Annotated in this window: 11 protein-coding genes; 5 read left to right on the forward strand and 6 right to left on the reverse strand. The window is 60.7% G+C overall.

The features are described from left to right. Position 1: 1 nt before the first annotated feature. From HZB23_04695 to HZB23_04715, 5 genes are read left to right on the forward strand one after another with little or no spacing between them, the layout of a single operon-like run. Positions 2-1,132, forward strand: a complete 1,131-nt coding sequence (locus HZB23_04695; protein ID MBI5843953.1) for an ABC transporter permease — start codon at positions 2-4, stop codon at positions 1,130-1,132. Positions 1,133-1,135: 3 nt separating this feature from the next. Next, positions 1,136-1,897, forward strand: coding sequence for an ATP-binding cassette domain-containing protein (locus HZB23_04700; GenBank protein MBI5843954.1), 762 nt, complete (start codon positions 1,136-1,138; stop codon positions 1,895-1,897). A gap of 3 nt (positions 1,898-1,900) precedes the next feature. After that, positions 1,901-3,049 (forward strand): MCE family protein, encoded by a 1,149-nt coding sequence (locus HZB23_04705; protein MBI5843955.1) that lies wholly within the window; start codon positions 1,901-1,903, stop codon positions 3,047-3,049. Between the two features lie 54 nt (positions 3,050-3,103). Further along, a complete protein-coding gene (locus tag HZB23_04710) occupies positions 3,104-3,763 on the forward strand; it encodes a membrane integrity-associated transporter subunit PqiC (protein MBI5843956.1) in 660 nt (219 codons plus the stop codon). A 36-nt stretch (positions 3,764-3,799) separates the two neighbouring features. After that, entirely contained in the window at positions 3,800-4,552 is a 753-nt protein-coding gene (locus HZB23_04715) for a hypothetical protein (protein MBI5843957.1), read from the forward strand. Positions 4,553-4,771: 219 nt separating this feature from the next. Here HZB23_04715 and HZB23_04720 read toward each other — a convergent pair whose 3' ends face one another. The 6 genes from HZB23_04720 to HZB23_04745 form a co-directional block, all read right to left on the reverse strand. Next, positions 4,772-6,403, reverse strand: a complete 1,632-nt coding sequence (locus HZB23_04720; GenBank protein MBI5843958.1) for a hypothetical protein — start codon at positions 6,401-6,403, stop codon at positions 4,772-4,774. A gap of 221 nt (positions 6,404-6,624) precedes the next feature. Then, on the reverse strand, positions 6,625-8,268 hold the full coding sequence (gene nadB, locus HZB23_04725; GenBank protein MBI5843959.1) for an L-aspartate oxidase: 1,644 nt from the start codon (positions 8,266-8,268) through the stop codon (positions 6,625-6,627). Between the two features lie 114 nt (positions 8,269-8,382). Further along, entirely contained in the window at positions 8,383-9,042 is a 660-nt protein-coding gene (locus HZB23_04730) for a TIGR04211 family SH3 domain-containing protein (protein ID MBI5843960.1), read from the reverse strand. Positions 9,043-9,228: 186 nt separating this feature from the next. Continuing rightward, a complete protein-coding gene (locus HZB23_04735; protein MBI5843961.1) occupies positions 9,229-9,930 on the reverse strand; it encodes a M50 family metallopeptidase in 702 nt (233 codons plus the stop codon). Beyond that, positions 9,930-10,694 carry a cytidylate kinase-like family protein gene (locus HZB23_04740; GenBank protein ID MBI5843962.1) on the reverse strand — a complete coding sequence of 255 codons (765 nt, stop codon included), beginning with the start codon at positions 10,692-10,694 and terminating at the stop codon, positions 9,930-9,932. The genes HZB23_04735 and HZB23_04740 overlap by 1 nt, the downstream gene beginning before the upstream one ends. Positions 10,695-10,801: 107 nt before the next feature. Continuing rightward, positions 10,802-13,495: hypothetical protein (locus tag HZB23_04745; GenBank protein MBI5843963.1), on the reverse strand; the 2,694-nt coding region annotated here is incomplete at its 5' end.

The raw sequence follows: 13,495 nt of genomic DNA on the forward strand, positions 1-13,495 counted from the left end.
CATGGCGGCGGAGTCATCATACGCCTTCCACAAGGAAGATGACGGCGGCATGGTCCTGGCCTTTTCGGGAAGCCTCGACCACGACGCCCACGGGCGCTTTTCGCTCGTTCTGCGCAAGGCCCTTGCCGCCAACAAAAAGGCCGCCGTAAGCCTGGACCTGACGGAGGTGACCCATCTGGATGATTTCGGGGCCCTTCTGGTGGATGACGCCATCAACACGATCTTGAAGGCTGGCGGCACCTGCCCGGAAATCAGGGCGTCGGGCGAGGTGCGGGACGTCTTGGACCTTTTCAAGCTCTCCGAGGCCAGCAAGGCCCCCCTGGCGCCCAAGAACCGCCTGCCCAACCCTGTTATACGGCTTGGGGGCGCTGTTCTGGACGGGCTGGCCCAGTACCGGGACATCGCCCGCTATACCGGCTCCATCGTGTTCTGCCTTTTCTACGCCCTGGCCCATCCCCGCTCGGTGCGCTGGGGCGACGTCATCACCTCCATGCGCCAGGTGGGGGTGGACGCGGTCCCCATAGTGGGGCTCATCAGCTTTCTCTTGGGCTTCATCATAGCCTTCATGTCCTCGGCCCAGCTTGCCCCTTTCGGCGGCAACCTCTTTGTGGCGAGCCTCGTGAGCCTTGCCATGGTGCGCGAGCTTTCCCCCATCATGACCGCCATAGTGGTGTCCGGCAGATCGGGCTCGGCCTTCGCCTCGGAAATCGGCACCATGAAAATCAACGAGGAGGTTAACGCCTTAGCCGTGATGGGATTCGACCCGGTGCTCTTCCTGGTCATTCCCAAACTTCTGGGCTCCTTCGTGGTGGTTCCCATCCTGACTCTTTTTTCCTGCCTTTTCGGCGTGTTCGGGGGGCTGGTGGTGGGTCTTCTGGTGCTAAACCTCACCTATGAAACCTACATCAACCAGACCATCAAGTACCTTGAGATGAACCACATCATCTGGGCCGTGGGAAAGGGCGCGTTTTTTTCGGTGCTGATTTCCTGGATAGGATGCCTAAGGGGCTTCCAGGTGCGCGGCGGGGCCGTGGCAGTGGGGGCCGCCGCCACAAGCGCCGTGGTTTCGGGAATTTTTCTCGTCATATTCTGGGACTCCATCTTCGCCTTTATCCAGCTTTACTGGGACTAGACCATGAGCGGCGACCCGATAATAAAGGTGGAGAACCTGACTGCTGGCTACGGCGAAACCGTGATCTTAAAGGACGTCAATTTCACGGTGGAAAGGGGCGAGGTGGTGGTTCTGGTGGGGGGCTCAGGCTGCGGCAAGAGCACCCTTTTGAAGCACATGATAGGGCTTCTGCCCCCCATTTCGGGCAAAATCGTGATAGACGGCGTGGACGTGGCCCGGGCGGGTGAAAAAGAGTACCGGCTGCTTCTGAAAAGGATCGGCGTCCTTTTCCAGGGCGCGGCCCTTCTTGGGTCTCTGACCGTGGGCGAAAACGTGGCTCTGCCCCTGGAATGGAGCGCCCGCATCGACCAGCACTCCAGGGACGAGCTGGTGAAGCTGAAACTGGCCGCAGTTGACCTTTCCGGCTACGAAAACCACTTTCCGTCGGAAATTTCGGGCGGCATGGCCAAGCGGGCCGGAATCGCCAGGGCAATGGCCTTGAATCCGGCCATCCTCTTTTTCGACGAGCCCTCAGCAGGCCTCGATCCCATAACGTCGGCGGAGCTGGACGATCTCATCCTCACCATGAACCGGGTCTTTAAAACCACCATGGTGATAGTCACCCACGAGCTTTCCAGCATCCACACCGTCGCCGACCGCGCGGTGGTGCTGGACAAGGCCCGCAAGGGGATAGCGGCTGTGGGCCATCCGAAAACCCTTGCCGAATCGGGCGACGACCCGGTGGTTTACCGCTTTTTCAATCCCCGTGGCGCAAGAAAGGAATAGGCCGTGGCATCAGTGCGAACCAAGTTTTCCGTGGGCCTTTTCCTCATCGCCGGGGTGCTCATGCTTTCATTCGCCATCATCTGGATCGGAAGCCAGGGCTATCTGAAGCAGGGCAAGGATTTCGTCATCTATTTCGACGAGTCGGTCCAGGGCCTGGAAAAAGACTCCCAGGTGAAGTACAGGGGCGTGGCAGTGGGCCGCGTGGAGGACATAAGGGTTGCGCCGGACGGGCTTCTCATCCAGGTCAAGGTCCAGATAGACCCCACCCAGGTGGACCTGGACCTAAGCAGGGAAAACGTCCACCGCCTGGTGGCCCAGCTAAAAAGCGTGGGCATAACCGGCATCATGTTCATCGAACTTGACCGCCAGACCCCGAAAACCGCAGCCCCTCCCATGCGCCTGGGTTTCAAGGCCCCACGCACCGTTATCGCCAGCAAGCCAAGCGACATGCGCCTTTTCTTCGCCGGGGCTGAGTCCCTTTTCCGGCGCATAGAAAAACTTGAAATCGAAAAGGTGATAGCGGGCGTGAACCGCGACCTGGACCACCTTGACCAGGCCATCGTCGCCGCCGACGTAAAGGGAATCTCGAACCGACTCACCACCTCCCTTGACCGGGCCAACGCCATGCTGGCAAAGGAGAACTGGAGCGGGATCATAAGCTCGGTCCAGAAGGCAGCCGCCGATCTCGAACTCGCCATGGCCGAGGCAAGGAAACTCGCGGAGGAAACCAACAAAACAGTGGCGTCCGCAACCGCCTCCGTTGACAAGGTGGGGGCCATACTGGATGAAAACAGGCCGGACGTCCGCGCCGCCATCACCGGCGTGCGCCATTCGGTTGAAAAGGTCCAGGCCCTTCTGGATGAAAACCGCAAGAGCCTTCGCTCCACCATGGCGGAGATCAACCGCGTGGTGGAGGAGGCCCGGAAAATGGCCGAAAGCGGCCAGCAGGCCATAGGCGACGGCTCGCGCCTTCTTGTGGGGGCGGACGTGCGCATGGCCGAGCTTACCAAGCACCTTCTGACCACGGTCCAAAACCTGGAAAGGGCCACGGAAAACCTGAACCGGCTCCTGGAAAACACGGTGGAGGACCCCTCGGCCCTCATCTTCAGCCGCCCGGTGGACGAAAAGCCCGTGGCGAAAGAAAAACAATAGAATAGGACGGTTAACCCTGATGGGGTTTTGACGTCAGCCGGTGGAAGGTGCGCGATGAAACTTGCCACGACGCGGATTTTGGGGGCGGCGGCCCTGTGCCTGCTTATAATTGCCCTGCTGGCGGCCCAGGGCTGCGGGCTTAGCCGCCCGTCACGGCCTTCGGTGCGGTATTATTCCCTGGATTACCCGACCCCGGCGGCCAGGGAGGGAACGCCGATTCCGGCGGTGATAAGGGTGGAGCGCTTTTCCGCCTCGCCCGCGCTTTCAGGAACCGCCATGCTCTACAGCGACGCGCCCTATGCCACGCGCGCCTACGCCCTGTACAGGTGGAGGTCCGCTCCCGCCGACATCGTGTCCTTTTTCCTGGCCCGCGACATGAAGGCCAGCGGGCTTTTTTCGGCGGCCCTTCCCTACGACACCAGGATTTCGCCCACTCACAGCCTGGAAGGCAGGGTGGAGGAGTTTTACGAGGCGGACCGCCCCAGGGGCGCGGTGTCGGCGGTGCTTTCGGTATCCGTAACCCTTGTCCGGGAAAGGGAGCCGGACGTGACCAAGAAGATCGTGTTCCAGAAAACCTACAGCGAGGTCCAGGAAGCCTCGGTGAACAACCCCCAGGCGGTGGCCGGGGCCATGAGCCAGGCCATGCAAAGGGTTTCCGCGAGGCTTATGGACGACGTTCAAAAGGCCCTGGCCAAGCCGCCAGCCGGAAAGTAGCTGACGGCCCAAGAGTTTCACGGAAGGAGAAGCATCATGAAAAAAATCGCCCTGTCGGTAATTTTTCCGGCGGCCCTGGCATTGATCCTGGCCGCCTGCGCCACGGCCTACGAGGCCAAGCCCCTTCCCTTCAAGGCCCCTTCGGCCTACGCCAACAGGGTTGAGGTAGCCGGGGCCCAGGTGGCGGCGGAAGCCTTCACGGACCCACAGAAGGCTAAGGAAGTCTTCGGTTTCGACGTTCGGGGGGCAGGATTCCTTCCGGTTCAGGTGGTTTTCGACAACAGGGGGGACCATCGCATAAGGGTGGATGAGGCCCAGACCTTTCTGGAGGACGAGGCCGGAAACCTCTGGCCCATACTGGCCAAGGACCTGGCCGAGGAGCGCGCGGCGCGGTTTTCCGAAGGCAGGGCCATGATGAAGGAAGGCGCCAAGGACAGCCTGTACGGGGCCATCGGCGGAGCCCTGATCGGGGCGGCGGTGGGCATCGTCACGGGCGAGGGCGTGGGCGCAACGGCTGGCAAGGGAGCCGCAGTGGGAGCCGCCACCGGGGCCACCATGGGTGGGGCTTCCAAGTTGGGAGACCGGGAGGCCAGGAACGCCATCGTGAGCGACCTTCACTCGAAAAGCCTGGAAAACCGGGTGGTTCCGCCCCAGGGACTTGCCTTTGGCGTGATCTTCTTTCCTGGCGAGGCCAAGACGGCCAAGGCCCTGAGGCTGAGACTGATTGACCTGGACGCCAGGACCGACCATGCGGTCACCATCTCACTCACCCCGCAACCGGCCGGTTGAAGCCTGCCCAAAAACGCGAATCGCTGTGTCAGAGCAAAGCGGGCGGGGCATCATGTACGAAAAGTACTATTCCTCCCCACCCGCTTCACTCAACCTTAGCGCTTCATCGTTTTTGAACAGGCTTCATGTCCAGCCGTCTTGGACGCATTGTTCAACAATGGGGCCGTCTGAAGGACGCGCAATTTTACGCGGCGTCCCGGCCCTTGAAAATCACCCCGATCACTTGTGCTCGATTACCATTGTGTCGCCGAACTTGTTGTGGAACTTGGTGCCCCGCGTGAGGATCGAGCGGTAGCGCTCGTCGGCGATCACCGCCTGGTTGGGAAATTCCTCGCTGGCCATCATGGTGCACAGCAAGGTTTCGTCGTCCAGGTGCTTTATGTGCTCCCAGTCCGCGTCCACCCACACCACCAGGGCCTTTTCCCCCAGTTTTTCCAGCGCCGCCCAGCGGGTGATCTCCTCCAGCGGTTTCACAGCCCCTGAAAACTCCGTAAGCAGGCTGAACAGAAGCGAGGGCTGGTTGAGTTTTTCCACGGCCAGGAGCCGCGCCAGACGGTTCTTGGCTGTTGTCGCCGCCTTGTAGAGAACCGGGGGGCTCTCGGAATCGAGAATTTCGTGGGCCTCCTGGTAGGCGTCCATTTCTGCGGCAGCGCCCTGAACAGCGGTGGCGTAAACCTTTTTCACCTCAGGATGGGTGAACTCGGTGGGGGGCTTGTCCCGTAAAAGGGTGGGCAGTTTTCCCAAAAAGGCCGAGATGGTGATCTTTTCCATTTCAGCCATGAATGGCCTTTTTCCGATTTTGGCTTCCGCCGCCGCGCGCACCGCGCGGGCTGAATTTTTCGCGGCAAGGTGTTCGAGCGCTTCGGGGTCGCGTATCCTGGCCACTGCGGCAAGGCGCACCCGGTAATCCGGGTCGGTTTCGCATGTCCTCAGAATAAGGGCGAAATCGCCCGTGCGCGATACCGCCGCAATGCGCACCCGGTAGCTTAAGTCCCTTATGCAGGTTTTGGCGAGCACCTCGTCGCTTACCATCCGGGCCGCAGCAAGGCGCATTCTTGGGTCGGGATCCGACTGGGCGACGCTTTCGCAAAGTGTGGGGGCCGATACCCTGGTGAGGGCCTCCCAGCGGAAAAGGGTGTTGGCCCTGCTTTTGACTATGGCGTAAAGGGCCGCCGGGTCGGTTATGCGGGCAAGGGCGGAAAAGGCGTATGGGAGGACTCCGGGGTCCTCGATTTCCATGAACTGGGCAAAGGGTTCGGCCAGGGTCCTGGCAAGGCCCGGATCGCCCTTTACGGGCAGGGACGCCAGCTTTTCCACCGCAGCCATTCGCAAGGGCACGTTTTTGCTTTTAAGCGCCACCTGGGACAATACGGCCGGGTCTTCCATGCGTTTTACGGCATTGATGCGCGTGGCCACCGTGACGCTCTTGGCCGCCACCTCCAGAAGGGCTTTCGAGTCGGTGATTCTTTTCACGGCGGCGGTGCGCACGTGTTCGTTGTCGTTTTGGCAGGCGATTTCCACCAGAAGCGTCTGGTCATTGGTGCGGTCAACGGCCCCTATGCGCACCTGGGTGTCAGGATGATCCGCAGCGAGTCCTTTAATGATCCGCTTGTCCCGTATCCGGCCAAGGGCGGCAAGGCGCACCTTGGGGTTGTCATCCTCCCTCACCATGCGGGTAAGCAGGCTCTCGTCCGTAAGCTTTGCCGCAACCGCCAGGCGCACCCGGAAAACGGGATCGGAAAAGGCGAGCTTTTCGAGAATCTCCGGCTCCGTTATCTCCTTCACCGAAGCAATGCGGACCTCCGGGTCCGAGTGCTTCCACTTGGGTCTTATGCTGTCCAGAAGGCTCATGGGACTCCTCGCCAAAAAAGGGTGATGCGGCTATCCCGACAGCGTTTTAACGGCGTTGACGATATATTTTGGCAACCTGTTGCAAACGGCACGCCGCGCAGCCTGATCAAAAACGATGAAATGCAAGGAAGCTGAGCGGCGCGGGGAGGAATAATACTTTTCGTATATGACGACCCGCGCCGCGAAACCTGACACAGCAGTTCGCGTTTTTGGACAGGCGCCTAGTTAACGAACGGACGCCGCAATATGGAATCCTTACTCCAAAGCCTGTCATCCTTTGACGGATGATCTATGTTGTAATGAAGGCCCCTGCTCTCGCATCGCCGCTGTGCGCACTGGATGATTAGATGGGCCAGAAGTGCTATGTTCCTTAGCTCCAGCAGGTCCGCCGTCACCTTGAAATCCCAGTAGTAGTCCCTTATTTCCTTCATGATGTTTTCCACGCGGTTTCCGGCGCGGGCCAGGCGCTTGTTGGAGCGCACGATTCCCACGTAGTTCCACATGAAGCGCCTTATCTCGTCCCAGTTGTGGGTGACCACTATGCCCTCGTCGGAATCCGTGGTGCCCACCTCGTCCCAGGCGGGCGGAGACGGGGCGCTTTCCACCGAGGCAAGGTCCTTCAGGGCTTGGGCTGCTGCCCGGTCCGCGTAAACCAGGGCCTCCAGAAGCGAGTTGGAGGCCAGCCGGTTGGCCCCGTGAAGGCCGGTGCAGGCGCATTCCCCAACGGCGTAGAGGTTGGCCACGTCGGTCTTGCCCTCCAGGTCGGTGACAACCCCGCCGCACATGTAATGGGCCGCCGGGACCACCGGAAGGGGGTCCTTTGTCATGTCGTAGCCGAATTCCAGGCATTTTTCGTAAAGGTTGGGAAAGCGCTCCCGAACCATTCCGGGGTCCTCGTGGGAGATGTCCAGAAAGACCGATTCCGCGCCGCTTTTCTTGAGTTCAGCGTCAATGGCCCTGGCCACCACGTCCCGACAGGCCAGTTCCTTCTGAACCGGATCGTATTTTTCCATGAAACGTCGGCCCTTGTGATCAAGGAGATAGGCCCCCTCCCCTCTCACCGCCTCGGAAATGAGGAAGTTCTTGGCCTGGGGGTGGTATAGGCAGGTGGGATGGAACTGCACGAATTCCAGGTTGGCCACGCTGGCTCCCGCCCTGTATCCCATGGCTATGCCGTCGCCGGTGGCCACGTCCGGGTTGGAGGTGTAAAGGTAGACCTTGCCCGCTCCGCCGGTGGCCAGAAGGGTTATGGCTGCGGCGAAGGTGTGAACGGTGTTGGTTTCGGTTTCCAGCACGTAGGCCCCGCAGCAGGATTCCTGGTGGGAGGTCACCACCGAACCACGGCGGATGCGGGTGGAATGGGTGACAAGGTCTACTGCCACGTGGTTTTCGAAGATGGTGATCCTGGGGTTGGCCTCCGCCGACTCCACCAGGACCCTCTCCACCTCCCGGCCCGTCATGTCAGCCGCGTGGACTATGCGGTTCATCGAGTGGCCGCCCTCCCGGCCTAGGTCGAGGCAGGGGCCGTCGTTTTCCGGCGCTTCGTCGGTGGGGCCGGCCAGGTTGAACCGGACCCCCATTTCCATTAGCTCCCGTATCCGGGCCGGGCCGTCCTTCACCACCATTTCCACCACGTCCGGATGGCACAGGCCGTCTCCCGCCGCGTGGGTGTCGGTTATGTGAGCCTCGAAGGTGTCCGCCGCCGAGGACACCGAGGCTATGCCGCCCTGGGCCTGGCTGGTGTTGGTGTCGGATATGCCCCTCTTGGTGACCACGGCCACGGTGCCGAAATCAGCCACCTTGAGTGCGAAGGTGAGCCCCGCTACACCGCTTCCGATAACCAGAAAATCGAACTTGTATTCCATCGCAAGATAAAGGTCGGCGGATGAAAACGGCCTTTCGGATAAGCCGGTTGCACCCGTCCTCCCTCCCCTTTCAATTTATCTATAAACCTGTTGGGCGTTTTTGATTCGGCCCGCCTAAAACCTGCTTCGATGCTGTCTCGATTTTATGGCAAGGCCGAGAAATATCCCCGCCGCAATGACCCCGGCTCCAGCCAGAAACCATTTTACGGGCTGCCCGTTTCGGGCGTCCTCAAGCCGTTTTTTCGCGGCATAGGCTTCCAGCTTAAGGCTTGCCAGTTCCGCGCGGGCCTTGTCGAGGTCCCGGCGAAGGGCCAGGGCCTGCCCGGAGTCTTTGGCCAGGGCCTCGTAAGCCGCCCGCGACCGGGAGGCCTGATTTTGGGCGTCGAAAAGTCCCTTTGCCAGGGCTTCCCTGGCGCGCAAAAGCTCCTGGGCCTTCTGTTCAAGCGCCGCAACTTTCGCCTTTTCCCCGGAAAGGGCCTTTGAAACGCCGTCGTAAAGGAGGCTCTTGGGCTCCTTGTCCGTAAGATAGCGGGATAACGCCCAGCCCTCCCTGCCGGGGGCCAGTCGGACGCGGGTCCAGCCGCCCTGTCGGGACACCGCCTCCAGGGCCTGGCCGCTTCCCACAACGGCAACTATGCGGTTCTGGGGGTCAGGGCCGGTGTGCAGGGTCACCGAATTCTGGTCATCCACATAGAGGGTTTCGGCAAGGCAGGCCGGGGCAAAACCTCCCGATGCGGCAAGGAGAAGACTGAAAAACACGGAAAAAAACTTCATGGGAGACACCCCGCGCCTTGGGTGCGAAGAGGCATGGCCCGTTCCGAATGGTCTTTCAGGAGCCGCCAGCGATGCCCCGGCAATGGCAAAACTGAGCCAAACCACGTGAAAAGTCAAGGATAATGCGGCGGCGGCCCATTTCCCGCCATTCGTTCCGGGCTGGTTTTTCCGTAAATGAACGGGCCGTTACAGGATGGATGCAGCCAAACGCTCCCACAACGGCCCTGCATGAAAGGCCGCAAGCCGCCAGAGCTTTTCCAGAAAATGATGCCAGGGCGCTTCCGGGTTCATGGTGAGCAAAAAAACATGGGGCAAGATGATTGAATTGGCGAACGCCACGAAACCGTAGGAGAAAATCAATCCGTATTTTTTAAGGTCAGACTGGTGCGGACGGCACGAGTGGAGAAGGCAAAGCACGTGGTGCATCAGGGCCATTCCCACGAAAAAAGCCGTAAAGGGCAGGATGAAAGGCGCCGCGCGAACCCATACCAGAAGGCGGAAGGCGGCCAGGCCGAAAACGGCCCAGACGGGAAAAAAGTACGGGGCCAGAACAACGAAAATATTGGTACGCGTAAGGTGGGCGTATCCGCCCTGGTTTTGGGACGCGTAAAACTTGAGGGGTTTGCCGCCGCTTAAAACGCAGGCGATGGTGTGGCAAAGCTCGTGGGTGAAGGTGCCGAAAAAATCCCCCACGCCTATGAAACGGTGGATCAGAAGGTAGGCCCCGGCTCCGGCCAGAACTCCCAATCGTATATCATTGAGCGGCCTTGTTTGAAACGCTTCGAGCCCGGCTGCGTAAAACAGGAAAATCCCCAAGGAAAAAAGGAGCACCCCGAAAAAGGACCGGGCAAGCGTTCCCCCCTCGCTTTTCGACCGTGGCGCGGCCATTATTCGCCGGTATGCCCGGTGGAAGGCAGCCCGAATTTTTCCCGGAAAGCCGTCTCGACAAGCCTTGCCGCCAGTTCCGTGGAGCGAAGGTGCTCCCGGTTGATGATCATGTCGAACTCGTAAGCCGAGGCTATGTCCACGTTGAAGATATTCTTGAAATAGTCCTTCTGCTCGGCGTCGATCTGGTCCAGCTTGGGCGAAGCCTCGTCCTCAGAAACGGAAAGGGCCTCGGCCAGCCTTTTGGTGCGAAATTCCTTTGAGGCGATGAATCTTACCGCCAAAACCCGCTCGCGGGGAAGCATGAGATGCGTTCCGCGTCCCACGAAAATGGTGGAACCCATGCCTGCCAGGGAGAACACCGTGCTGAAAAGCTGGCGGGCGAACTCGTTTCCGGCGAAGGATTTTTCGCCGTAGATGGCCGAAAGCACCTCCTTCAGTCGTCCGGGATATTTTTCGTCAAAGGCCCGGAAGGTTTTTTTGCTCAATTCGTTTGAAGTTGCGATGTGCTCTAAAACTTCCCGGTCAACCACCTTCAAGCCCGTGCGGTTTGAAACGATGTCGGCGATTTCAAGCGCCCCGACGCCAATCTTGCGGGAAAAGCAGATGCAAGGGGGGATGTTGACCGTGGAAAAACTGCGGCGCATCCTCTCAGGGGCCTTTTCCATGTCGGAGATGTATTTTTGGGCGACGCTTTCGGCTTCGGGCCTTTTTTTGGCGTAGGCTCCGGGCGTGTACTCCTTGCCGCCTATGAAATATTTTACCATCCCTCCTCCTTGGCCGTTTTGGACAGCGTATATGACGGGCTCTTTTAACACCAGGGGCGGCCTTTTTCAAGGGCCGCCCCGGAAAGGTTCAACGGACTGCCTGTCTGCTATGCCTTAAAAAGCCGCCTGATAAAAAAGGCCGCCGCCAAAAGGACAAGCACCGGCAGTATAAGGCCTCTGTGCCCGGACCCGCCGGCCGTGACGGTTTCCACGAAACAACCGCCGCCGCTCTTGGCCACCGACTTGGGACCGACGCCGATGGTTTCAGATGACGCGCCTGCGGCTCCCGGCGGATCCGGCGGAGTGTCGCCTGCCGAGGCGGCAATCGCCATGCCCACCGCGCCGCCCAGGCCCTTGTCCACCCACCGCGCCGCCGCCGATTTCAGGCTCTGCGGAATAAGGGCCTTGCACAAAAGGCTGTCCTCCTTGAGCGCCAGGCGTATGTAAACCGGCATTCCGGTCCTGTTCTTAAGCCAGTAGCCGGTCTGGGACTCAAGGCTGCCGCTTGCAAAGGCTATCTCCTCGTACCAGGCCCCCGGCTCGCCCTGTGCGCCCTTGAATTTCCAGAAGCTCTGGTCGGTGATTACGTTTTCGGGATCGGTTACGCCGGTCCAGGTCTCGCCATCCACGCTTATCTCGATCCTGTGGGAAACGAGGCCTGCCGCGCACTTCCACGGATGCGAAATCAGGTTCCATCCGGGGTACAGGACCGAGTAGAACGTTGAGCCCGCCGTGTTGGCTGCGGAAAGGGCCGCTTCGGACAGGGTGGTGTTGTTGCGGGCTATGAGCCAGTAGGCGAAGCCCTGGCCCTGGGCGAAGTCGTCATCGAAACGGCCAAGGTTGGCGTTGGTTGCTTCCACGTACTGGCCCGTGGCGGTGTCATAGGCAAAAAGCCGCCACATGCTGTCGTCGTACACGCCGAGAACCGCTTCAAGCGCCGTGCGGAGGTTTGCCTCCAGGGCCTGGCCCGCAAAGGCCATCATGCGGTAGGCGTTCACCGTGGAGCCGCCCGTGGCCGCGTAGGTCATGGTTTCGGGCACTGCCAGCGAGAACAGGCTGAACGAGCTTGTGGTAAAGGTTATGGTCCTGGCCGTGGTGTCAACGGTGAAGTCGCGTATCCACTCCCACCTGCCCGTGCGCTCGTTGAAATGGACCATGACCAGATCGTGCGGATCATCGCCCTCCGCTAACAGGCCCTCATACGGAATGGTCACCGTGACCGGCCCGGTGAGGGGGTTTGACGATGTGAGATGGAACACGAGGCCCCTCTGCTCGGAATCGTCAAGGAAGGGTCCGCCAGCGGTCACTTCGGCAAAGGATATGGTGGTTCCGTCGGGAACCGAACCTGGAGGCGCCTCTATGGTGGTGCCGGAATAGCCTCCGTGTTCCGCCCCCACGGTAAGCGTGCCGCCCGTGTCGCCATCCGGTATGTTGGAAAAGGCCGGGTCGGCCACAACGATGGTGCGAACGGAGATCACGCGGGTTGATGCCGTGAAGCCCCTTCCGTCGGTCACCTTCAGGAAATAGTCCCCGTCGGCGAGCCCGGTGGTTGTAAGGGTGTGGAGATAGAGGCCCGGGGATGCGCCGGATTCAAAAACCTGGACCGTCCTCAACACCTCGCCGTTTAGGATCACCTCCAACTGGTAGTACGACCCGCTGATAAACAGGGTGCCGCCCTCGATGGTGAAATCCTCCTGGTCCTCTTCCGCGCCTACCGCAGAAAGTACGCGCAAGAGAGCCGCGCTTTCCGGCGTTATGGTGAGGTTGTCCGCCGCAATGACGGTGAAGGTTGGCATTGACGCGCTGTTGGTTCCGTCAGTCACGGTGATTGTGATCCCGTAGTTTCCGGCCACGGGCGGCACCAGGGTGAGAAGGCCGGTGGTGTTGCCCATGCCGTCGGTGAGGGTTTCCATGACCGCGCCTTCGGGCGGATTGATCAGGCCGTAGGTCAGGCCGGAATGGCTGCCGGTGCCTGTTGCGGCCACCACCTCGAAGGTCCAGGGGCGGGTTGCCATTGCGTAAAGAGCCTCGCCGGTCGGCGGATCGGTCTCGAAGCGCGGCGTTGTGGTATCCAGCAACCACGGGCCGTAGTGGTAGGTGGCGGTCCAGTTGCCGGCAGCGTCAACCGTGCGGACGTGAATCCAGTTCTCGCCTTCCTCAAGATTGATGGAGGCGGGAAGCGCTTCCGGGGTCTGGTCGGGAACCGTGCCGGGGTTCTGGTCCACGATCCAGGAGTAGCCCGCGACTCCGCTTCCGTCCGGGTCGCTTCCAAGGTTCCAGGTAAGATCAACGTCGCTTCCAAGGTTCCAGGTAAGATCAACTGTTGAAAGGTTCGTGGGCGTTATCGTTCCAGGATTCGCCGTGGCCACCGTCGGATCGAGCGGTGCCACGGTGTCCAGGAGGATCGACACGAAGGCTCCCGGGCTCTCGTTCCCGGCGGCGTCCCGCACCGTCACGGTGTAGCCGTTTTCGCCTTCCGAAAGGGCCGCGTCGTAGGACCATACCGCTGCGGAGTCAAGAGCCGAGGCCAGCACACCATTTATATAGAGGGCCGTGAAGGCCTCCTTGCCGCCCGTAAGATTCTGGGCCGCAAGGTTCGTGGGCGTGGTGGCCGGGTTGAGAGTCGGAGCCGCCGGGGCCGTGGTATCCAGCAACCACGGGCCGTAGTGGTAGGTGGCGGTCCAGTTGCCCGCAGCGTCAACCGTGCGGACGTGAATCCAGTTCTCGCCTTCCTCAAGATTGATGGAGGCGGGAAGCGCTTCCGGGGTCTGGTCGGGAACCGTGCCGGGGTTCTGGTCCAC

Source organism: Deltaproteobacteria bacterium (assembly GCA_016235345.1).
GTDB lineage: Bacteria > Desulfobacterota > Desulfobacteria > Desulfobacterales > Desulfatibacillaceae > JACRLG01.

Excerpts from the sequence above, each read along its gene's own strand:
- HZB23_04695 (MBI5843953.1), top strand. The coding sequence starts at position 2 with ATGGCGGCGGAGTCATCATACGCCTTCCACAAGGAAGATGACGGCGGC.
- HZB23_04700 (MBI5843954.1), top strand. The coding sequence starts at position 1,136 with ATGAGCGGCGACCCGATAATAAAGGTGGAGAACCTGACTGCTGGCTAC.
- HZB23_04710 (MBI5843956.1), top strand. The coding sequence starts at position 3,104 with ATGAAACTTGCCACGACGCGGATTTTGGGGGCGGCGGCCCTGTGCCTG.
- HZB23_04715 (MBI5843957.1), top strand. The coding sequence starts at position 3,800 with ATGAAAAAAATCGCCCTGTCGGTAATTTTTCCGGCGGCCCTGGCATTG.
- HZB23_04720 (MBI5843958.1), bottom strand. The coding sequence starts at position 6,403 with ATGAGCCTTCTGGACAGCATAAGACCCAAGTGGAAGCACTCGGACCCG.
- nadB (MBI5843959.1), bottom strand. The coding sequence starts at position 8,268 with ATGGAATACAAGTTCGATTTTCTGGTTATCGGAAGCGGTGTAGCGGGG.
- HZB23_04730 (MBI5843960.1), bottom strand. The coding sequence starts at position 9,042 with ATGAAGTTTTTTTCCGTGTTTTTCAGTCTTCTCCTTGCCGCATCGGGA.
- HZB23_04735 (MBI5843961.1), bottom strand. The coding sequence starts at position 9,930 with ATGGCCGCGCCACGGTCGAAAAGCGAGGGGGGAACGCTTGCCCGGTCC.
- HZB23_04740 (MBI5843962.1), bottom strand. The coding sequence starts at position 10,694 with ATGGTAAAATATTTCATAGGCGGCAAGGAGTACACGCCCGGAGCCTAC.